General features: G+C 55.1%; 23 protein-coding genes. 11 read left to right on the top strand and 12 right to left on the bottom strand.

The genetic code is table 11. The features are described 5' to 3' along the window. Position 1: 1 nt before the first annotated feature. The 5 genes from BUA85_RS10080 (at position 2) to BUA85_RS17025 (ending at position 4,352) form a co-directional block, all read left to right on the top strand. Entirely contained in the window at positions 2-622 is a 621-nt protein-coding gene (locus BUA85_RS10080) for a LysE family translocator (protein ID WP_072900795.1), read from the top strand. An 89-nt stretch (positions 623-711) separates the two neighbouring features. Beyond that, on the top strand, positions 712-3,126 hold the full coding sequence (gyrB, locus tag BUA85_RS10075) for a DNA topoisomerase (ATP-hydrolyzing) subunit B (protein ID WP_072900794.1): 2,415 nt from the start codon (positions 712-714) through the stop codon (positions 3,124-3,126). Between the two features lie 114 nt (positions 3,127-3,240). Continuing rightward, the gene (locus tag BUA85_RS10070; protein ID WP_131802790.1) at positions 3,241-3,891 is read left to right on the top strand and encodes a hypothetical protein; all 651 of its coding nucleotides are present in this window, start codon (positions 3,241-3,243) and stop codon (positions 3,889-3,891) included. A gap of 153 nt (positions 3,892-4,044) precedes the next feature. After that, entirely contained in the window at positions 4,045-4,176 is a 132-nt protein-coding gene (locus BUA85_RS17090) for a DUF1569 domain-containing protein (protein WP_083526241.1), read from the top strand. Beyond that, positions 4,173-4,352, top strand: a complete 180-nt coding sequence (locus BUA85_RS17025) for a DUF1569 domain-containing protein (RefSeq protein ID WP_072900792.1) — start codon at positions 4,173-4,175, stop codon at positions 4,350-4,352. Before BUA85_RS17090 ends, BUA85_RS17025 begins: the two co-directional genes overlap by 4 nt. Before the next feature lies 1 nt (position 4,353). Here the strand turns inward: BUA85_RS17025 and BUA85_RS10055 are convergent, their stop codons facing one another. From BUA85_RS10055 to BUA85_RS10035, 5 genes are all read right to left on the bottom strand, one after another. Continuing rightward, complete coding sequence (locus BUA85_RS10055) at positions 4,354-4,587, bottom strand: hypothetical protein (RefSeq protein WP_072900791.1); 234 nt, start codon at positions 4,585-4,587, stop codon at positions 4,354-4,356. Then, positions 4,587-5,417: an NAD-dependent epimerase/dehydratase family protein gene (locus tag BUA85_RS10050; protein ID WP_072900790.1), complete on the bottom strand. Its 831-nt coding sequence runs from the start codon at positions 5,415-5,417 to the stop codon at positions 4,587-4,589. Before BUA85_RS10050 ends, BUA85_RS10055 begins: the two co-directional genes overlap by 1 nt. Positions 5,418-5,435: 18 nt before the next feature. Next, complete coding sequence (locus BUA85_RS10045; RefSeq protein WP_072900789.1) at positions 5,436-6,635, bottom strand: NAD(P)/FAD-dependent oxidoreductase; 1,200 nt, start codon at positions 6,633-6,635, stop codon at positions 5,436-5,438. A 115-nt stretch (positions 6,636-6,750) separates the two neighbouring features. Beyond that, positions 6,751-7,344 (bottom strand): bifunctional nicotinamidase/pyrazinamidase, encoded by a 594-nt coding sequence (gene pncA, locus BUA85_RS10040; RefSeq protein ID WP_072900788.1) that lies wholly within the window; start codon positions 7,342-7,344, stop codon positions 6,751-6,753. Between the two features lie 39 nt (positions 7,345-7,383). Continuing rightward, the gene (locus BUA85_RS10035; protein WP_242649041.1) at positions 7,384-7,938 is read right to left on the bottom strand and encodes a P-loop NTPase family protein; all 555 of its coding nucleotides are present in this window, start codon (positions 7,936-7,938) and stop codon (positions 7,384-7,386) included. Positions 7,939-7,970: 32 nt separating this feature from the next. Between BUA85_RS10035 and BUA85_RS10030 the strand changes: the two genes are divergently transcribed. Genes BUA85_RS10030 through BUA85_RS10015 form a run of 4 tightly spaced genes read left to right on the top strand, consistent with a single transcriptional unit; the run spans position 7,971 to position 11,697 of the window. Further along, positions 7,971-9,206, top strand: coding sequence for an Hsp70 family protein (locus BUA85_RS10030; RefSeq protein WP_072900787.1), 1,236 nt, complete (start codon positions 7,971-7,973; stop codon positions 9,204-9,206). A 38-nt stretch (positions 9,207-9,244) separates the two neighbouring features. Further along, positions 9,245-10,150, top strand: coding sequence for an oxygen-dependent tRNA uridine(34) hydroxylase TrhO (trhO, locus tag BUA85_RS10025; protein ID WP_072900786.1), 906 nt, complete (start codon positions 9,245-9,247; stop codon positions 10,148-10,150). After that, on the top strand, positions 10,151-11,221 hold the full coding sequence (locus BUA85_RS10020; protein WP_072900785.1) for an AbrB family transcriptional regulator: 1,071 nt from the start codon (positions 10,151-10,153) through the stop codon (positions 11,219-11,221). A gap of 32 nt (positions 11,222-11,253) precedes the next feature. Then, complete coding sequence (locus tag BUA85_RS10015; protein ID WP_072900905.1) at positions 11,254-11,697, top strand: tellurite resistance TerB family protein; 444 nt, start codon at positions 11,254-11,256, stop codon at positions 11,695-11,697. Here the strand turns inward: BUA85_RS10015 and BUA85_RS10010 are convergent. Next, on the bottom strand, positions 11,694-12,530 hold the full coding sequence (locus BUA85_RS10010; RefSeq protein ID WP_072900784.1) for a DMT family transporter: 837 nt from the start codon (positions 12,528-12,530) through the stop codon (positions 11,694-11,696). The two genes, BUA85_RS10015 and BUA85_RS10010, sit on opposite strands and share 4 nt — an antisense overlap. A 57-nt stretch (positions 12,531-12,587) precedes the next feature. On the opposite strand from BUA85_RS10010, the gene pncB reads away from it, so the two are divergent. Together pncB and BUA85_RS09990 are read left to right on the top strand one after the other, a co-directional pair. Continuing rightward, positions 12,588-13,880, top strand: coding sequence for a nicotinate phosphoribosyltransferase (pncB, locus tag BUA85_RS10005; RefSeq protein ID WP_072900783.1), 1,293 nt, complete (start codon positions 12,588-12,590; stop codon positions 13,878-13,880). Positions 13,881-14,577: 697 nt separating this feature from the next. Further along, positions 14,578-15,618, top strand: a complete 1,041-nt coding sequence (locus BUA85_RS09990; RefSeq protein ID WP_072900780.1) for a phosphoadenosine phosphosulfate reductase domain-containing protein — start codon at positions 14,578-14,580, stop codon at positions 15,616-15,618. A gap of 3 nt (positions 15,619-15,621) precedes the next feature. On the opposite strand, the gene arfB is transcribed toward BUA85_RS09990, so the two are convergent. The 6 genes from arfB to BUA85_RS09960 all read right to left on the bottom strand — a co-directional run bounded on the left by arfB (position 15,622) and on the right by BUA85_RS09960 (position 20,864). Further along, positions 15,622-16,041 carry an alternative ribosome rescue aminoacyl-tRNA hydrolase ArfB gene (gene arfB / locus BUA85_RS09985; protein WP_072900779.1) on the bottom strand — a complete coding sequence of 140 codons (420 nt, stop codon included), beginning with the start codon at positions 16,039-16,041 and terminating at the stop codon, positions 15,622-15,624. Between the two features lie 387 nt (positions 16,042-16,428). Next, positions 16,429-17,058, bottom strand: coding sequence for a queuosine precursor transporter (locus BUA85_RS09980; RefSeq protein ID WP_072900778.1), 630 nt, complete (start codon positions 17,056-17,058; stop codon positions 16,429-16,431). 73 nt (positions 17,059-17,131) lie between these two features. After that, complete coding sequence (locus BUA85_RS09975; protein WP_072900777.1) at positions 17,132-17,995, bottom strand: esterase-like activity of phytase family protein; 864 nt, start codon at positions 17,993-17,995, stop codon at positions 17,132-17,134. Further along, complete coding sequence (gene mepA, locus BUA85_RS09970) at positions 17,995-18,888, bottom strand: penicillin-insensitive murein endopeptidase (protein WP_072900776.1); 894 nt, start codon at positions 18,886-18,888, stop codon at positions 17,995-17,997. The genes BUA85_RS09975 and mepA overlap by 1 nt, the downstream gene beginning before the upstream one ends. Next, entirely contained in the window at positions 18,867-20,255 is a 1,389-nt protein-coding gene (locus BUA85_RS09965) for an MFS transporter (RefSeq protein WP_072900775.1), read from the bottom strand. Before BUA85_RS09965 ends, mepA begins: the two co-directional genes overlap by 22 nt. A gap of 66 nt (positions 20,256-20,321) precedes the next feature. Beyond that, positions 20,322-20,864, bottom strand: coding sequence for an acyl-CoA thioesterase (locus tag BUA85_RS09960; RefSeq protein ID WP_072900774.1), 543 nt, complete (start codon positions 20,862-20,864; stop codon positions 20,322-20,324). Between the last annotated feature and the right edge of the window lie 31 nt (positions 20,865-20,895).

Here is a 20,895-nt window from a genome sequence, read left to right as displayed (position 1 = left end):
CATGACGATCACGCCGTCTGACATGCTGCTCTATGCCGGGGCGCTTTTGGTGCTGTTCCTAACGCCTGGGCCGGTCTGGGTTGCCTTGATCGCCAGAGGGCTCTCAGGCGGCTTCCACGGGGCGTGGCCGCTTGCACTCGGGGTCGTTGTCGGAGACGTCCTCTGGCCGTTTCTGGCGATCATCGGGGTCAGCTGGGTGGTGTCGGTCTACGCGGACTTCATGACCGTGCTGAAATGGGTTGCTGCGGTGATCTTCCTTGTCATGGGTTACATGGTCATCAAAAACGCGGACAAAACCATCGCAAGCGACAGCCGCTTGACCCGTCCTGGGGCGTGGGCAGGTTTCCTCGCTGGATTAGCGGTCATCCTCGGAAACCCTAAAGCGATCTTGTTTTACATGGGTGTCCTGCCTGGGTTCTTTGACCTCCGCGCGCTGACGGGTTGGGACATTGCCGTTATCTGCTTTCTCAGCTTCATCATCCCGCTGATCGGTAACCTGTGCCTTGCGATTTTCATCGACAAAGCACGGTCAATTCTCAAGTCGCCAACGGCTCTGCGCCGGACCAATATCACCTCTGGTGTCCTACTGATCGGAGTAGGTTTGGTGATCCCACTTACCTAGCGAAGATTGCCCCAAAATCTTGTGCCGATTGCGTGACATTCCGTCGCAAATTCTCTATATATTGAGGGATACAACGCAGGAAAATCCGCATGTCAGACGAGCAGCAGACACCAGAAGAATACGGCGCCGATTCCATCAAGGTTTTGAAAGGGTTAGAAGCTGTGCGTAAGCGTCCGGGCATGTACATCGGGGATACCGATGATGGCTCTGGTCTGCATCACATGGTCTATGAAGTTGTCGACAACGGGATCGATGAGGCTTTGGCCGGTCATGCTGACTATGTGCAGGTGAAAATCCACGCAGATTCGTCTGTTTCCGTCCGCGACAACGGGCGCGGTATTCCGGTCGATATGCACCCCGAAGAGGGCGTCAGCGCGGCGGAGGTCATCATGACCCAGCTGCACGCCGGTGGTAAGTTCGACAGCAACTCCTATAAGGTCTCTGGCGGTCTGCACGGCGTGGGTGTGTCGGTTGTGAATGCTCTGTCCGTTTGGCTGGAGCTGAAGGTCTGGCGCAACGGCAAAGTCCACTCTGCCCGGTTTGAGCATGGTGAGACGACGAAACATCTTGAGGTGATCGGCGATGCTGGCGACGAAACAGGGACAGAGGTGCGGTTCCTTGGCTCCACCGATACATTCTCGAACCTTGATTATTCCTTTGACACACTCGAAAAGCGCCTGCGTGAATTGGCATTTCTGAACTCAGGTGTCCGCATCATCCTCGAAGATGAACGCCCCGCGGAACCGCTTCGGTCCGAGCTGTTCTATGAAGGCGGCGTCAACGAATTCGTCAAATACCTCGACCGCTCCAAAACGCCTCTGATGGAGGCCCCGATCTACGTCAAAGGCGAACGCGACGACATCGGCGTCGAGGTCGCGATGTGGTGGAATGACAGCTACAACGAAATGGTACTGCCTTTCACCAACAACATTCCGCAACGCGATGGCGGCACGCATATGGCGGGCTTCCGTGGCGCGTTGACCCGTGCGATTTCGAAGTACGCGACAGAAAGCGGGATCGCGAAAAAAGAAAAAGTCTCGCTGACCGGTGATGACGCGCGTGAAGGGTTGACCTGTGTGCTTTCGGTGAAGGTGCCTGATCCGAAATTTAGCTCTCAGACCAAGGATAAACTCGTCAGTTCCGAGGTCCGCCCAGCGGTCGAAAACCTGATGGGCGAAAAGCTCAACGAATGGTTTGAGGAAAACCCCGGCGAGGCGAAATCGATCATCACCAAGATCGTCGAAGCCGCCGCCGCCCGGGAGGCCGCCCGCAAAGCCCGCGAAATCCGCCGTAAATCCGCGATGGACGTGAACTACAACGCATCCAAGCTGAAAGACTGCTCCGAAAAAGATCCCGCCAAAACCGAAGTGTTTCTGGTGGAGGGGGACTCCGCCGGTGGCTCCGCTCAAACGGGCCGTGACCGCCGCACGCAAGCGGTTCTGCCGCTCCGGGGTAAAATCCTCAACGTCGAACGCGCCCGCTTTGACCGGATGCTATCAAGCCAAGAGATCGGCAACCTCGTCATGGCGCTGGGCACCGGCATTGGCCGCGATGAGTTCAACATCGAAAAACTGCGCTACCACAAGATCGTCATAATGACCGACGCGGACGTCGACGGCGCGCACATCCGCACGCTGCTGCTCACCTTCTTCTTCCGTCAGATGCCGGAACTGATCGAAGGCGGCTACCTCTACATCGCGCAGCCGCCGCTTTATAAGGTGTCGCGCGGTAAGTCGGAGGTCTATCTGAAAGACCAAGCCGCCCTTGATGACTACCTGATCGAACAGGGCGTCGAAGGCGCGATCTTGCGTCAGGGCAATGGCGAAGAAATCACTGGCAACGACCTGCGCCGCGTGGTGGACGAAGCGCGTCAATTGAAGCGCGTGTTGGAGGCCTTCCCAACCCACTACCCGCGCCACATCCTCGAACAGGCCGCGATTGCGGGTGCGTTCGTGCAGGGCGCGGTGGACGCTGACTTGCAAGGCGTAGCCGACAAAGTCGCCAAACGCCTCGACCTGATCGCGCTCGAATGGGAACGCGGCTGGCAGGGCAGGATCACGCAAGACAAAGGCATCCGCCTCGCGCGTATCCTGCGCGGTGTGGAAGAGGTGCGCACCTTGGACGGCCCAATGCTCCGCTCCGGCGAGGCCCGCCGCTCCGGCAGCTTCACCCAAAGCCTGCAAGAGGTCTACGACCTCCCCGCAACGCTGATCCGTAAGGATCGCTCACAACTCATTCACGGGCCATTGGACCTGCTGAAAGCAATCCTAGAGGAAGGCGAAAAGGGCCTGACCTTGCAGCGCTACAAGGGGTTGGGAGAGATGAACCCAGACCAGCTCTGGGAAACCACCCTAGACCCCGATGCACGGACATTGCTGCAAGTGAAGGTCGAAGATGTGGCCGAGGCTGATGATCTCTTCACCAAGCTCATGGGCGATGTCGTCGAGCCACGGCGTGAGTTTATTCAGACCAACGCGCTGAGTGTGGAAAATTTGGATTTTTAGTTTGCTAGTCATATCACGAGTCAGTTCAGCAGTTTATGATGCAAAATAATTCGTAGCGGTATGTTTTTTGCGCCGCCGCAAGACGCGATAACTCTAGTTTTGAGGTAAGAATTTATGAGTTCTAGGAAATGTTTCTTCTTCTTTGGCTCTTTAGTTTTGTCTTTGGCGAAACCCGCATCCGCACAAGAAGCTACGCTTTATGAGGAGGCAGCCCTTTCGCAACGCTTGCCAACTGCGGAGGAACGTTTGCGCCAAGAGAACGAGTGTCAAATCGAGTATGATTACCAAAGCAGTAATGCATTGGTGGCTTTGTCAGCCGCTTATCAGGGGCGCGTTGTAAACTTACATCCCCAGCGCGGCTTGCTTATTTATTGGATTGCCTATGAAGGTCCCGAGAAAGGAACGTTCGCGATCTCATCTTCTGGTGAACTTCCACTAGGTGGCATTGCTGGCTTTGATATCTGTGAATTTATGACTTTGATGACGACACGTCCCGTGCAAAATCGGGGCGATGTCTTAAGATATGCGACGCTCAGGCTTCGCAGCAATTTGGATCTATCTGTTGACTATCCAACAGCAAATGCAGTGATTGACGAGAAAGGTTTGCTCGCAGTTACACCGGCATCAAAGTACGTTGAAATTTATGCCGATGAACCAAATGAACTACTTGATTGGATTGAAGAAAATAAGCAGCAGATTGATTGGCTCCGAATCCCTTTTCCGATAATTGGTTTGTCAGATCGCGTCTTGCTTCCCATGAAATAATGAGATCAGAGCCATTTGGGTCTCAATCTGATGTGCCCCTCTAAAAGTGGGGGGATTATCGGTAGACACGTTGGCAAAGGCCCCTTCGACAAGCTCATCGGTTGGGACTCGAGGCGGACTTCTTATCACCTTGCGCAATAGGTCGAATTTTCTATGTCCGGCTTTCCCGAAAAGCGATCTCAGATGTTTCAATGCGCCTTTGGCCAGCTGGCTTATTCGGTGTTCAACGCGCGACAGAAAATGTCTCACGGCCTCGAAAAATCATCCCGGACTAGGTCGTCATGATCGAAAACGAACCGACGGAAGGCCTGCTACGCTTCAAATCAGTGCCGTCCATCTTCCGCGCATACGAGGCCCACTTAAAGCCGCATTTCGCTTATGGGGTCCTCGAGAAAAGCGATTACGCCATCGCCTATGTCCTATACATCAGCAACCACTTGGAAGAGTTCCGCCTAACCTAATCTAACTCCACCTCACCAACCCAATAATCGCCGACCCCGCGTAGAACGCCTGCAATAGCAAAAACGCCCAACGCTTGTCCAGCCACCCCCACGCCGCAAAAAGCAGCGCAGAGATCAGCAGCAGCGAGAACCCCAAAATCTCATTCCCGGTATTCGACGCGATCAGCAGCGCATAGGCCATGGCCAGCACCGATCCCGTCACCTCAAACACTGTTGTCCAGCGACGGTTGTCCATCAGGTCTTGACCGAGCGGGCTTTGATCATCTCCACCCCGCTCTCGCCCAAGGGCACCACAGCGAACGGCCCGCCGTGGCACATATCTTCTGGGTCTTGGTTGTTCTGCGGCGGCGCGTTGGCAAGGATTTCTGCCGCGAACTCTTCCGCATTGTCCTTCGGCCGATACCCCAAAGCCGATGCGCCGGAGTTGTCCAACCCTGCTCGGTCGTTGTTCGATACACCATAGACAATCGTGAAGCCCGTCGTGGGTGCTGTCACGGATTTCTGCACCAACTGCACTAAATCCCCATCCGACAGCCACGACCCCAAAGCGCGAGAATTGCAAACCTTACCTGAGGCCGAAGCGATCCGCATCGCGACGGTCTCCAAGCCCCGCTTATCCCAATAAAGGCTGGCGAGGTCTTCGGTGAAACACTTCGCCAACCCGTAGTAAGTATCTGGCCGATGCGCCGCATCGACACCGATGAAGTCGTGTTTCTTGTGCATCCCAACCGCGTGGATCGATGAGGCGAATACGATCCGCTTCACCCCATGCTGATACGCACTTTCCCAGATGTTATAGGCACTCAAGATGTTGGAATGAAGGATATCTCCCCACGGCGCCTCATCCGCGATGGACCCAAAATGGACGACCATATCCGCGCCTTCCAGCAGAGCATGAACCGGCTCCCGCTCACCAATATCGCATTTCACATAGGTCTCATTCGCGGCCAATCCGTCGATGCTGTCGACGCGGTCGGTTGAGACCAGCTCATCACACATCTTCGACAAAGGCTCCCGACAAATGCCGCCCAAACGCCCTGCGGCTCCGGTTAAAACGATTTTCATGGCTCTCGTCCTTTCCCGTCAGATGACGGCCTTCTCTACAAATTTCCGATTTTCGATCACCCGATCATAGCCGAAAGGGCTCATGTCGATGGATTGATACGCGCCCGACGCGATCCATTCCGCTACGCCACGTCCGATGGCAGGGGATTGCTGGAAGCCATGGCCTGAGAACCCATTGGCGAAGATGAAATTCGTCACCTCCGGGTGCGGCCCGACAATCGCGTTTTGATCCAGCGTGTTATAGGCATAATGCCCGGCCCAAGAGTTGATCACCTTGGCCCGTTCAAAATGCGGCACGCGATAGGCCACCGCCGGCCAGATGTGATCTTCCCAAATCGCATGATCCATTTCGAAATCATCATAGGCGACGGCGTGATCATCCTCCGGCGGGCAACCGGCCATGAAGTAGGGGCCATCGCTGCGCATGTGCACGCCTGATGGGTTGATTGTGAGCGGTAAAACATGGCCCAGCGGCTCTTCGGATCGGAAGATGAATGTGTAGCGCTTGCGCGGTTCGATCGGCACTTCAATCCCCGCCATCCGACTGGTTTCTACTGCCCGCGGGCCAGAGCAATTGACCACCGTGCCGCAAGAGATTTCCTCTCCTGTTGCAAGCGTGACGGACGTGACAAGACCTGAGGGCGCTTGTGTCATCGACACGACTTCGTTGTGGGCATATTCGACACCACGCTCGCGCGCGGATCGTTTCCACCAGTCAAAGATCGTGTTGCCGTCGAAATACCCCTCATCAACGAGGTTGTGATTACCCGCCAGAATGTCTTCGAGGTTATAGAACGGATACCGTTCCTGAATTTCATCCCGCGTCAGGTGCATCGTGCCCGAGCCAAGCTTTGACTGGACCTGCTGGGCATCTTTGAGCGTCGCCGCAAAACCTTCATTGTCGGCCAGATAGAGATAGCCAAAACTTTGCAGCGTGATGTCAGGCACCCGCTCATCCCCGCCCATAAAACTGCGGAAGTTTTTGATAAACTCTGCCCCGAACTGAGAGATTTGGATGTTGATTGGTGCGCTAAATTGCTGCCGGATGCAGCTGTTCGTATGCGAGGTCGAGCAAAACTCATACGTCGGATCACGCTCGACGACCAAAACGGAACCATCAAAACCGGCCTGTTCTGTCAGCCACCACGCGATCGACGACCCGTACATCGCGCCACCGACAATGACCACGTCATAGGATGTTTTTGACGGAGCCTGCATTCACCTATCCTCCATGATTGAGTGCAGCGATATGGCGGACGGCATCATCATTTTGGAGCACTGTAAAGTGAAATATGCGCCCGAAATGCAAAGCGCTTCGGATCGCGACCGACCGTTAGCTAAGAACGACCCCAGCGTCCGCCATGCCGGTTTTCGCCGCCTCCAGTGAGCCGTCAAAATCGATCGCGCGGCACAGATTCTGCCGTACCGTTACATCGAACCCAAGCTTTGCCGCATCAACAGCAGAATAGTTCACGCAGAAGTCAAACGCCAAGCCAACCATCGTCACATTGTTGATCCCACGGGTGCGAAGATATCCTTCAAGCCCAGTCGGAGTGGTGTGATCGTTTTCGAAGAAAGCGGAATAACTGTCGATTGCAGGATTGTAGCCTTTACGGATGATCAGGTCGCCATCAACGCGCAGATCGCTGTGAAAGGCGCTGCCGCGGGTGCCTTGAATACAATGATCGGGCCAAAGCACCTGCGGCCCATAAGGCATCTCGATAACGCTCATCGGCTCCTGACCGTCATGCGAACTCGCCAATGAAGAATGCCCTGCCGGATGCCAATCTTGCGTCAGGATCACGGCGTCGAAATCATCCATCAAAGCGTTGATCCCACCGACGATCTCATCACCACCCGCAACGGCCAGCGCACCGCCGGGGCAAAAGTCATTTTGCACATCGATCACGATCAGAGCTTTTGTCATATCGGGCCTCCTAAAACTTAGCTCGTGCCTACCATCACGTCAGGCAGCGTCAAGTTTTGCAAGGTATTCATCGACATCTTTGCGCGTTTGAAGATGAACCAATTTAGCCGCTCCTGCATCAATCGCCATCTTTTCGAGTACGGCTCTATTCTTCTTTCGTGTGCGCAGAATGAACCACCAAAACGGCAAAGTTTCCTTATGAAACCCTTCATAACACCCCTCAGCAATGTCTGGGCGGTGTTTGCCATGGTCCCGAACCGTGCGTTTGATCACCCGCCAAAACCGCAAAGCAAACGGCAAGTCGAGCCAAATCATCGTATCCGAACGCGCCAGTCGCTCGGCATAGGTCGAGGACATGCCCCCTTCGAACACCCACCGATCCTGCGCGATGATCTCAAGCGCCATCAGCCGCTTTTCCTCATCATCGCGCGGCTCCCAACCCGGTTTCCAATGCAGATGATCCATATGAAAGACAGGCAAACCTGTCTTCTTGCCCAACAAACAGGCGAGGGTGCTTTTGCCCAATCCGAGGCCGCCGACGATCATCACGCGTTGCATTTGATTTTCCACTTGGCAGAGGGCTGTCAATGTCATAGGTCGGGCGTCTTTTTCAAGGGATTGGTCAGATGAAACACAGGCTCGGGATTGATTTCGGCACCTCCAACACCGCCGCTGCGATCATGGCGGGGGACAAACCCTATCTGATCCCCGTTGAGGAGGGCAAAACCACCCTTCCGACATCCGTGTTCTTTGACACCCACCGCGCCAATGCCGTTTACGGGTCGGCGGCGAATGCCGCCTTGATCGACGGGCGCGAAGGGCGGTTTATGCGCGCGCTGAAATCGGTCCTTGGCACGCCGCTGATGCACGAACGCCGCCTGATCTCCTACCAGCGCGTGACTTTGATCGAAGTCGTGGCTCTATTCCTGACTACCGTGAAACAACGCGCTGAACAGGCAACGGGCCTCACCATCGACAGCGTCCTGTCTGGCCGCCCCGTCCGGTTCCACCCCGACCCTGACCGTAACGCGCGTGCCGAGGTTGATCTGCGTAGTGCCTATGAAACCGCGGGCTTTACCGACATCTCTTTCATGTATGAACCAGAGGCCGCGGCGCAAACCAGCACCGCCAATCTCGATGGGAACTACGGGCTGGTTGTCGACATCGGCGGCGGTACCTCGGACTTCACAATCTTTGAAAAGTCATCGGGTCAAACACGGGTGATCGCCTCACACGGAGTTCGCGTCGGCGGCACCAATTTTGACCGTGCGCTGAACCTTGCCACTGTCATGCCGCTTCTTGGCTATCATGGCGAACTCAAGAATGAGATGTGCCCCGGCACCCACACTGCCCCAAACGCGCTGTTCCAAGACCTCGCGACATGGGAAAAGATCCCCTTCCTTTACACGCCTGAAACCCAACGGTTTACAAAACGCTACGCCAAACTGGCTCTCGACAAACCGCCCTTTGAACGCCTGGCAGAGGTGATTGAAATGGAAATGGGCCACGATATTTCCTTTGCGGTGGAGGCAGGAAAAATCGCGCGGAACGCAAGCGACAGCGCCGAAATAGACCTCAGCTTCATCGAACCGAATTTGGTTGTACCGCTCAGCGGCTCGATCCTTTCAACGACACTCACGCCGCTTACCACGCAAATCTCTGACGCCGCGCGAGCCACGCTCGCTATGGCGGACCTGTCGTCCGACGATATCGGCACAGTTGTCTATGTTGGTGGTTCAAGCCTGATGCGCTCCGTCACCGAGGCGATCACAGCCGTTCTGCCAAACGCGGCCCAAGAACGCACCGCCGCCTTCACCGCCGTTGCAGATGGCTTAGCCATGGCTGCAGCGCAAAGCCGCTAGACCTTGCCGATTCAAATTGACAGGCGTATCTGACCCCCATGTACACTGTAGCCGCGCTCTATCACTTCACGCGTTTCGACGACCCAGCTGCGATCAAAGACCCGCTGCTGGCCGCCTGTCGCGAACACGGTATTTCCGGCACGCTCCTGCTGGCGAAAGAGGGGATCAACGGCACCATCGCAGGTTCGGCAACTGGTATTGCGGCCATCCTAAAAGTAATCCGCGCGCTCCCCGGCTGCGCCAATCTGGAACATAAAGAAAGTCACGCAACTGTCCCCCCTTTCAACCGTATGAAAGTGCGCTTGAAAAAGGAAATCGTCACCATGGGGCAGCCCGACGTCGACCCGGTAGAGAAGGTCGGAAAATACGTGGCCCCCGAAGACTGGAACGAGCTGATCAGCGCCCCCGACGTGGCCGTCATCGATACGCGCAACGACTATGAAGTCGCGATTGGTACCTTTGACGGGGCCATCGACCCTGAGACAAAATCTTTTGGTGAATTTCCTGCGTGGTGGGAAGAAAACAAAGACCGGTTCCACAATAAACGCATTGCCATGTTCTGCACCGGAGGCATCCGCTGCGAGAAATCGACCAACTACCTGCTAGGGCAGGGTGTCGAAGACGTCTTCCACCTCAAAGGCGGCATTCTGAAATACCTTGAAGAAGTGCCGGAAGAAGACAGCACATGGAACGGCGACTGCTTTGTCTTTGATGCCCGCGTCAGTGTGGGCCATGGCCTCAAAGAAGGCCCGCATGAACTCTGCCATGCTTGTCGACAACCTATCCTACCGTCCGACAAATCCCGCCCTGAGTATGAGGACGGTGTCTCGTGCCATCAGTGCTTTGACACCACGACCGAAGACGCCAAGAACCGGTTCCGAGAACGGCAAAAACAAATTCGCCTCTCTGCTGAACGGGGTGAGAAACATATGGGTGAATTTTAGATGACAACCCAGCGCCTCGGCCCACCATTCTTGGCGCTCATCATCGGCCTACTTTCGGGCACCCTCGCTTACATTATCAATATGCCACTGCCATGGATGCTCGGTTCGATGATTGGCGTCACCATCGTCGCGATGGCCGGTGCGCCGATTAAAGCGCCCAACAGACTGCGCCCGATTGTGATACCGATCATTGGTGTCATGCTTGGGTCTGGCATGACGGCAGAGATCTTTGGCCAGTTGGGCCAATGGGCCGGCACCCTGATCGTGCTACCTTTCGTACTAACGGCAGCGGGCGTTGTAAGTTATACCGTCTATAGACGCATCGGAGGCTACGACCCGACAACAGCGTTTTACAGTTCCATGCCTGGCGGCTTAAACGAGATGCTCCTAATGGGGGGCGCCGCAGGTGGTGACGAACGCCGTATTGCTTTGGCCCACGCGGCCCGAGTCCTTTTGATTATTTTCTTGGTCGCAATGGTCTTTGGGCTGCTATTCGGCGTTCAAACTGGCGCGGGCGGCGGCAATTGGACGTCCCTCACCGCGCCCACTGTGCAAGATTATGCGCTCTTAATCGGCTGTGCAGTCATCGGCGTCCCTTTGGCGCGTGCGGCACGGTTCCCTGCGCCCGGCCTCTTTGGCCCCATGATTCTCAGCGGCCTCGTCCATACCCTAGGGTGGACTTATGTGTCCCCGCCGAGCCTCTTCATCATCACCGCCCAAATCGTCGTTGGCACGATCATCGGTTGTCGCTTCCTTGGCGCGACCCTGCGCGAGGTCGGTAAAGACCTCGTTCTTGCGGCGCTTGTGACCATCATCGCGCTGCTCGCAACAGGCCTATTCGCCTTCATAACCGCAGCCATCATCGGCATGTCAGAAGCGCAAGCCTTCCTTGCCTTCGCCCCCGGCGGTGTGACCGAGATGAGCTTGATGACCTTGGCGATCGGCGAAGACGTTGCCTTTGTCTCTATCGCACACCTCATCCGCATCACCCTCGTGATTGCAATTGCACCGATCCTGTTCCGCGCCTTCATGCGCATATCTGGCTTGGCACCGACAAAAGATTTGGATTAGCCTGCTCCAAAACCACCGTCAGAGTGACCACCATGATCGACCGTCTCCTCGCCTTTTTCAAAGCACCCGAAGACCATGAAACACCTTTGCCCGAAACGGATGCCCGCCACGCGCTAGGAGCCCTGCTCGTGCGGGCTGCGAAAGCGGATCATCTCTATCTGTTCGAAGAAGTGCAGCAAATTGACAAAGTACTGGCTGAACGCAACGGCTTAAACCCAGTGGAGGCCGCCAAGATGCGTGCTTCTTGCGAGAAATTAGAAGCAGAGATGCCGCCAACGGAAGAATTGGCCACGATCCTGAAGACTGCCGTCAGCGACGCGGAAAAAGAGGCGACAGTGGCTGCGCTTTGGAAGGTCGTATTCGCTGACGGGATCGAACACGAAAACGAGGACGAACTGCTCCATCAGATCGAAGCGGTCTTGGGCGTTTCACCTGCGACGGCAAAGCGCTTTCATGATGAGGCGGCGCAGACCTAGGCGCGTTTTGCGAGGATCAACGTGGCGAACCCGGACACAAGAATGATGCTCAATCCGATGAGGCTTTGCCGATCTGGCCATTCTCCAAACACGGCCCATCCAAGAAACGCCGCGTGGATCAGCTGGCTATAGATCAATGGCGCGATTAAACTCGCATCCGCAATCCGGCTTGCCAACACGATCAGCAGGTTACCAAAGGCCGACCCGAGAGCGCTGACCATCACCAAGCCGAGGACAGGCCACGACAGATTTGGCATGTCTCCGATGCCAAATGGAGCCAGGAAAACGGCGCCAATGAGAAGCTGTGACAGAAGAAGAAAACGCGGTCGGTACTGATCCGCGAGCCATTTCGTCGCCACCAAATAGCTGCCATGAAACAGCCCCGCCGCTAGGGCAAAGGCCAAGCCAATGGTCATCCCAAAGCCGGGCCGCACCACGATCAAGACACCGCCGAAACTCACCAACAAAAGCACCGCTCGCATCCAACCTGCACGTTCTTTGAACAGAACAACTGACAAAACAAATGCAAAGATTGGGCTGACGAAGAACGCTCCAAAGACATTGGCGATCGCTTCCGTTTGCAATGCCGTCAAAATGCAAAAGATCCCACAGACGATCAGCAACGTCCGCACCATAAGCCGCCAATCAAGAAACGCCGGAACCTCACGCAGGGCCACACCGCAAAACGGGGCCAAAACAACCGCGGCAACCGCAAATCGCGACCAGGCCACAAACACCGGGCTCACTCCTTCGCGCGTTAGGATCGTGCCTGCAATGTCGCCACCCACGATCAGAAACATCGCGCCCACAACCATTGCTGCGACTTGCCACATCTTGCCTTTGACCGCTCCAATTGCTCTAACACCCCTCAGCTACAGGGAATTACTGCAATGGTCGATATCGCCACCCGCGTCTGGAACCACAAATGGAAAATCGACCCGATCGTGCGCTCGCTGATCGATACCGATTTCTACAAACTGCTGATGTGCCAGTCGGTGTTCCGCAACCGGCCCGACACGCAGGTCACCTTCTCCCTGATCAACCGGACCAAAACCATCCGCCTCGCTGAACTCATCGACGAGGGCGAGCTGCGCGAACAACTCGATCACGTCCGCTCCCTCTCGCTCTCCCGCGGCGAAAGCACCTGGATGCGCGGCAACACCTTCTACGGCAAACGCCAGATGTTCACGTCCGAATTCATGGACTGGTTCGAAAACCTGCGCCTGCCGCCCTACCACCTCGAAAAACGCGACGGCCAATATGAGCTGACCTTCGAAGGGTCATGGCCTGAGGTCATGCTCTGGGAAATCCCCGCCCTCGCCATCCTGATGGAGCTGCGCGGCCGTGCCGTCGTGAACCAAATGGGCCGGTTTGAGATACAAGTCCTTTATGCCCGCGCCATGACCCGCCTGTGGGAAAAGGTCGAGAAACTGCAAGGCAACCCCGACCTCCGCATCGCTGATTTCGGCACCCGCCGCCGCCATTCCTTCCTCTGGCAGGATTGGTGTGTGCAGGCGATGAACGCAGGCCTTGGCGAAAGCTTCGTCGGTACCTCCAACTGCCTGATCGCCAAGAACCGAGACCTCGAGGCGATCGGCACCAACGCCCACGAACTCCCTATGGTCTATTCCGCGCTGGCGGAGACAGATGACGAGCTGCGCCAAGCGCCCTATGACGTGCTCTCCGACTGGCACGCTGAACACGACGGCAACCTGCGGATCATCCTGCCCGACACCTATGGGACCAAAGGCTTCCTCGACGCGGCGCCCGATTGGCTCGCCGGGTGGACAGGCATCCGTGTCGATTCAGGTGATCCGGCTACAGGGGCGGAAACGGCGATCAACTGGTGGAAAGAACGCGGCGAGGATCCCACGCAAAAGCTCGTGATCTTCTCCGACGGCCTCGATGTCGACAAGATCCTAGAGCTTCAATCCCAATTCGCCGGCCGCTGCCGCGTGTCCTTCGGCTGGGGAACGATGCTGACAAATGATTTCAAAGGCCTAACCCATAACGATACCCTCGCGCCGTTTTCCTTGGTCTGCAAAGCTATATCAGCCGACGGTAAACCGACCGTTAAGCTGAGCGACAATCCGAGGAAGGCGATGGGGCCTGAGGCGGAAATCGAGCGCTATAAGCGGGTGTTCGGGGTAGGCGATCAGGCCGAGGTTGAGGTGGTGTTTTAATTTTGGAAATAGACGTTCAATCAAAGGCAGAATAAGATAGGGTGATTTCACCAAGGTCCATTTTAGACTTCGTTTCAGAATGAATTTAAATACGTTGAACACCCTGCGTTTTATTACGCCTGCTATATTGATACTCATTTGTTTTTCGGTGCTGGGAGCCATGACTGGCGAGTGGGCTTTAGCGCTGCCTTCCGACCTTTCAGATTGGTTCAATTTTTGGCCCGCGTTGGTCCTTGGGTTGCTGTACTACTTGACCCCTTTTCGATCTCTTTCAAACCAAAAGTACTTTTCAGACGTTACTGAAAACATAAGAACCAGATTACTTGAAATTGCCGGGCGCGAGCATGATGAGACAAATGAATGGCCTAAGATACGAAAAGTATTTTTTGCTTTAGTTGACGATGACGATCAATTGAAACTTCAAGCAAACAGAGTGATGTTCAATGGCTACTATGGACGACATTGGCCGACCTTCGGGTCTTAGCCATATTTTCCGCCGCACTGTCGTTCATGTTTTTTCTACTCTTCGATAACTCCGGGAGTATGGCAGCTGCGCTGATCTTTGTAATTGTTGCCGCTATTTCTTTTCCGATCTCAGCGATTTTGACCAAGAGGCATAAAGACTTGGGTGAAGAGCAGCTTGGAATAATCTCGTTGAAGTATCCAGACAAGCTCAAATTGATGCTCTCAAGACTCCATGAGTGAACTGGTCTTTCAAGCGATTCAGCGGACTACTGAAGCACTAGAATGCCACGTTGATAGAGAGTGGATACTAGGGTTTTCTGGGGGAAAAGACTCAACGGCCCTACTGAAGATTTTCGTTTCAGCTTTGAGAAAGGTGAAGCGTTTTCCGCAAAAAGTTAGTGTGATCTTTTGCGATACTGGGGTCGAGAACCCCGTAATAGATTCTTACGTTAAAGGGCTCTTTTGCCTTTTGAATTCAGAGTTTGAAAACCTTGGATTGCCAATCGACTTGATAATGCTCAAAGCGCCTGTCGAAGAGAGGTATTTTGTCAAAGTAATTGGAAGGGGTTACCCAACTCCTACCAACAGCTTCAGATGGTGCACACAATCTTTGAGGATCAAGCCAGTTTCCCGCTTTATTGAAAACTCTTTCGCAGATGATGTTGTCGTACTGATCGGGAGCAGAAAAGCTGAAAGTCAGCAAAGGCGTAGGTCAATCGAAAAGATGGGTGGCGGCCATTGGCAAAAACAGGTTGAAGGAAACAGACGCTACGATTTGTTCTTACCAATACTTGATTTGTCGTTGGCTGATGTTTGGGATTCGATTTTTTTGTTGGATTACCCTCGCAGCATCGATCCAAAAAAGCTGGAGTCTATTTACAAGGATGCTTCGGGTGAATGCCCGATAATAAAGTCGCCTGATGCTCCGCCTTGCGCTAGCGGTCGATTTGGTTGCTGGACATGTACCGTGGTACGGAAAGACAGATCGGCAACGAAGATGATTGAAGCGGGTCACGACCAATTGTTGCCTTACCTAGAATTTCGGAATTGGATCAGCAAATTTCGAGATGACCTAGATATGCGTTGGCTTGTCCGGCGCAATGGCGTCCCGCGCCCAGGGCCTTTTAGTTTGATGGGACGAAAGACCATTCTGGAAAAAGTGAGAGAACTGGAGCGGGCTGTAGGACAGCAAATAATTGATGACGAGGAAACGATCGAAATTAAACGCCTATGGGATTTGGACGCAAATCATCCACAAGAAAAACTATGCTAGACCTCACTCCTCAACCTTCCCCCTAAGCGCCTTTACCTCCCCACGCTTCTTCTTCCCATCCAACCGCCGCCGGACCGACCCGCGCGTTGGGCGCGTCGCAATCCTCCGCTTCGGCGCGACCAAGGCTTTCTCAATCATCTCCACCAACCGCTCCCGCGCAATCTCTCGGTTGCGGACCTGACTGCGAGTCTCCTTAACAAACAACACAATCGCCCCGTCCCGCGTCCAGCGCCGCCCCGCGATCCGGCGCAGGCGTTTCTTCACCGCCGCCGTCAGGGCGGGGGACCGCTCCGCCTCAAACCGCAGTTCGACCGCCGTGCTGACCTTGTTCACGTTCTGCCCGCCGGGGCCGGAGCTGCGGGTGAACTGTTCCGAGATCTCCCAATCGGCGATCTCGATCTGATCATTGATGCGTAACGTCATCGTCTTTTGAGCCTAAATACTTGCCCGCCGCAGGCGTCCTTCGTGTGCCACATGTACATACGCCCTGTGTACGGCGTGTGTACGCACGGTGTACACGTAAAATAAGGGTTTTGGGCGCTTCCGTTGTATCCGAAGGATGCAACGGAAAAGGGCTGCCCCGGCGTTGGGACAGCCCTTCCTGATTTTTCGGAGGTGGGTCGGTTAGGTTTCCCACCTTATGGTGTTTTCAACCAAGGACTGCCTCAGTTGCGAACCTCATAAGTTGTCCCGACTGCCTTCTCCAATACGTCATGATGCACTGGATCACCTCCTTTCAAATGTTTCGCCTGATTAGGAGGTTGGCATAGATTTGGTTTAAATCAAGATAATTCTCACAACATCTCGCGGTTATGTGGCCGGTTGTGTAATCCGCCCAACAATGATGCGGAACGGGATCAGCGCGATCAAAGCGACGGCAATCTTCACACACCAGTCAGCGACAGCCAGCGTGACCCACAGCGGGGCGTCGGGGCCAACGTTGAAGAATGGCACGATCTCTTGCGCCCAGCTGACCTGCTCGGCCGCCGCAGCGCTGAAGCCATTGAAAAAGCTGGAGAATGCGACGCTGAAGAAGATGAAGGTATCAACGATTGATCCCACAAATGTCGACACCAGTGGCGCCGTCCACCAATTGCCATCGCGCAGGCGATCAAAGATAGAAATGTCCAAAAGTTGCGCGACCAAAAAGGCCGTCGCGGAGCCAATGGCCACGCGGATCGGCACCGCAGGTCCAAACTCTAGCTGGATTTGCGACCCGATGAGGGAACAGATGATGCCGACAACGAGACCCGCAAACACAACCTTCCGCGCCGGTCCGACGCCGTACACTCGGTTCATGACGTCTGTGACAAGGAATGCGAGCGGGTAGGTGAAGGCCCCCCAGGTCAGCAATCCGTCGAGGATCAGAAATTGAACGAGGATGTTTGAGGCAACCACGATGGCGGCCATGGCGAGAACGCCGGGAAGGATACGTGTCATGTCATGTGTTCCGTTTTGGCAAGGGTGCGGCACTTGGTCCGCACACCATGCGCGGACGGGGGCATGTACCGTTCTATCGATCGTCCGTCAAACGGTATTCAACGATCTCGGTTTGTTGGTACCATTTGAAATTGTCGTCGGAGACCATGACAATGCGGATATACCCTTCAGGGTCGCGCCAGATGGCGATGCCTTCAAGGTTGTCATGTGTGGCGTTGGCGGTTTCGAGGAGTGTTTCTTCATTGCCGCCTTCGAGGTCAAATCGACGCACGCGCGAGCGGAAGCCGATGCCTGTGAAATCCCGTTCAAGCAGGTAAAACAAGCCGTCGGGTCCAATATCAGCACCAACAGGAAGGAAGGGCGCACGCCTCGGGATTTGGAAGGATTTCTCCCAGTCCAGCCCTTTCGTCCGATACACTTGAAATGGTCGGGTGATCCGACCAGATCGTTCTGCGAGGGTATAGACCCAACCCTCTTGATCGATGGCGAGGGCTTCGAGGCTCGAATTGTCTTGCATGTTCTCAAAGTCTGGGTGGGCGCGCGGTTCTACTGCGGCAGACCGTTCATCGGCATAAAACCATACACGGGCAGGGCCTTCGAAGGAGACATAGAGGCGGCCATTCTCGTCGATGGCCAGACCTTCCGAGTCATTGTAGCCAGTCCAGAGATTCCGCTCCCAGCGGTTTTTGAGTTTCCTCAAAGCGCCGCTTTCGATGTCAGAAATCTCGCCCTCGGATCGAACCAACGTCCCCCGAATGACATGAGCTTTATCCGACATCGCGACGAAACTCGATCCGTTCTCGTCCACCTCAATTGCTGAAATGCCCCCGAAACGCGGCGTGTCACGATACCAAACGGTTTCAGACATAAGCTCTGCGCCAGCGCAGGCAGACGTTGCGCTTAAGAAAAGCGCGAAACATAGGCAAAGTCGTTTCATCAGTTAGACGTCAGAACCCCTGCACATTGACCAGGAAGTTGCGCCATTATGATAGGTCCGCGAGGTGGGCGCGGATTTGGGTCGGGTGGTGGCGGGTTCAGGATGCGGTCGACCCAACCTTGTGCATCGTCGCAGCCATCGCCCGGTGGCGGCGGAGGTTGGTTCGTGCAGTTTGCGTCACCTGCTGGGCAATTCAAACGAACGTGGAAGTGATAGTGATGACCCCACCATGGTCTGATTTTATTGAGCCAGCTTCTATCTCCGGTGGCGGAGTTACACATTGCAACTTTTGCACCGGCGAAGACAAAAATCCGAGCAACTCGAGGGTCTGATGCGGCCGCTTTCAGAATGGCTTCGTGCTGCGGCGTCCAGTTGCTGTTGGTATAAGCGCCTCCCGTACGTCGTGTTGAAATAGAAGACAGGTTCTCACGTTCGTCCCGCGTCAGGTTCAAACGATCTGGGGGCAGCATCCAGATGTCCGCATCCAATCCGATCTGGTGGCTGGCATGGCCAGAAAGCATTGGCCCGCCGCGAGGCTGACTAAGATCGCCAACATAGAGCCCCTCCCACCCTGGTTGAGTGGCCGCAAAACGGCTGAGGTCTTGCACGTAGTCAATGAGAACCGGCTTTCCCCAATTGCGGTTTCGCGAAAGCCGCATCGCTTGCCATGTAGGCCCTGTTTCAGGCAGTTCCACTCCACCCGCCATGCAACCGCGGGAGTATCCGCCGAAGGCCTGCGCGCGCTGTTGGCTCCCGACATCAGCAGCGCCAAAGAGGTTCTTTGCGACACGCGTGTCGTTGCTGTTTTGTGTCGAAATTGACGTCGTATCGCTGTCGCCTTGGCACGCGGCCAAAGCGAGAAGGAATGCGATTACTGCTGCGAAGCGGCCCATTCTGCGCGGTCCCCATCCTTGTTGACCCACCTTAGCAGGATAAGCCCAAGGAGGAACAGGAAGATAAGCGGAAGATAGCCGAGTTGGACGTTCCCCGTCGCCGCTGTGAATACGCTAATCAGCAAGGGCGCAAGGAACGCGGTGGCTTTTCCAGACAAAGCAAAAAGGCCAAATGTCTCGGTAGGTCGATCCGGATGGCCATGTCGTACCATGAGCGACCTTGATGCAGCGTAGAGCGCACCACCTGCGCCACCAATCATACATCCGATGATGAAGAAGATGATGTCCGGAATATTGGACCCCTCTGGTAGTGGAATACCGAATAAAGATTCACGCGACAGGCTAACGGTGACAACGCATACAAAGATCAGGAAGTAGATGCAGACCTTGATCACAGGCTTTGGACCAACCCTTGCATCAAAACGCCCACCCACGAAAGTGAAGACCGCTGCCGCGATGATTGACGCTATCGCGAATGGCCCGAGTTCTGCGACAGTCCAACCCAGAACCAAAGTCGCATAGACCCCGCCAAACGCGTAGAGCGCATTCAAGGCGTCGCGATAAAACATGCCGCCAATCAAGAAACTGGCTGTACTCTTGTGCTGTCCAACGCGCTTCAACGTTGTGACGAGGTCAGAGATTACCTTAGACATCTTCGGCACTTCGCCGGCATCTTCTGGGTCATCTTTAACCCACATGAAGAAGGGGATGATGAAAAGGACATACCAGATCGCAATAAACGGACCGACGGCGCGGGTGCCTTCGCGCTGGTCTGGGTCTAGGCCAAAGACGGGGCTAAGGCCTGCGATCGTTTTTCCTGTGTCGCCACTTTCCGCAAAGAAGGCGAGCATGATGATAACACTCACCAAGCCGCCCCAATAGCCGAACGCTGCACCGGACCCTGAGACTTTCCCAACTTCATCATCGTCACCCATTGAAGGCAGATACGCGTTGACAAAGTTCAACGCGGATTCTGCTGCGATAAAGCCGATGTAGAAGATAAAGAGGAACAGGAAGAGCGAAGATGTATCGGGCTTCATGTACCAAAGAGCGGCCGCACCGATGACATAGATGACAGAGAAGAGTGCGATCCACGGCCGTTTCCTCCCGGTGTTGTCAGCGAAAGCGCCTAGGAATGGAGCGGTGAAAGCAATGACCAAACCAGCCACTGTCTGACCACCGGCCCAGATGCTTTGGGCTTGCGCTCTTGCTTCTGCGTCAGCCAGTCCTTGCGAGAGATAGTAGTCAGTTGCCACGACGGCAAAATAGGGGCCGAAAATGAAGGTAAGTCCAAGGGTGTAGTAGGGCTGCGTCGCCCAATCGAACGTCATCCATCCCCAGATGCGCTTTTTGCTCACAGCTGCCATATCGCCCCTCATCCCTTTCGGTCACTAGACAACGAGATGTTGAAGCACGCAACCCCCTGAGAAGGCTCAGATGTTTTCTCCGGCCTCCGGTGGCCAAATGCGTGTGCTTTCGGCATCAATCCAGTTTTGAACCCAATCGGGCAATGCCGGGCGATCATCGGTATAGCCTGCCGCTGCGAACACGCGATCGGGTTTCACGATACCATGCTCATCCGTGATGGCAGATCGATAGAGGGCTTGCACAGCGCAGTTTTCCCCAATCCAGATCGACTGATCCAGGTAGAAGAATTTGTCGTCCCAGCCGATATAACGGCTCACCATCTGAAACTTGACAAAAGGTTTGATCCGACGCCGATAGCGGACAGACACCCCCGCCATGGTCATGCCCCAGCTGTTTTCTTTGAGCGTGCGCAGCAAGCCGACCCGTTTGGCTAGAATAGTACGCCCAAGATCGAGGATCGTCAGGATGCGCCCATTGTTCATTTCGATGAATACATCGATATCCTGCGGCCAACACCGATGGTGTGACACGTGAATACCTAGAACGGGTAGGTCGGGCGCGTTTCGATGGGCAAAAAACTCTTTCCCCATGCGGATCACAGGATACATGGCGATCTCCTTTCACAAAGAAATGTGATTA

The organism is Cognatiyoonia sediminum (assembly GCF_900129845.1).
Taxonomy (GTDB): Bacteria; Pseudomonadota; Alphaproteobacteria; order Rhodobacterales; family Rhodobacteraceae; genus Cognatiyoonia; species Cognatiyoonia sediminum.
Note: the sequence above shows the minus strand (reverse complement) of the source record. Positions and strands in the feature narration are given on the sequence as shown.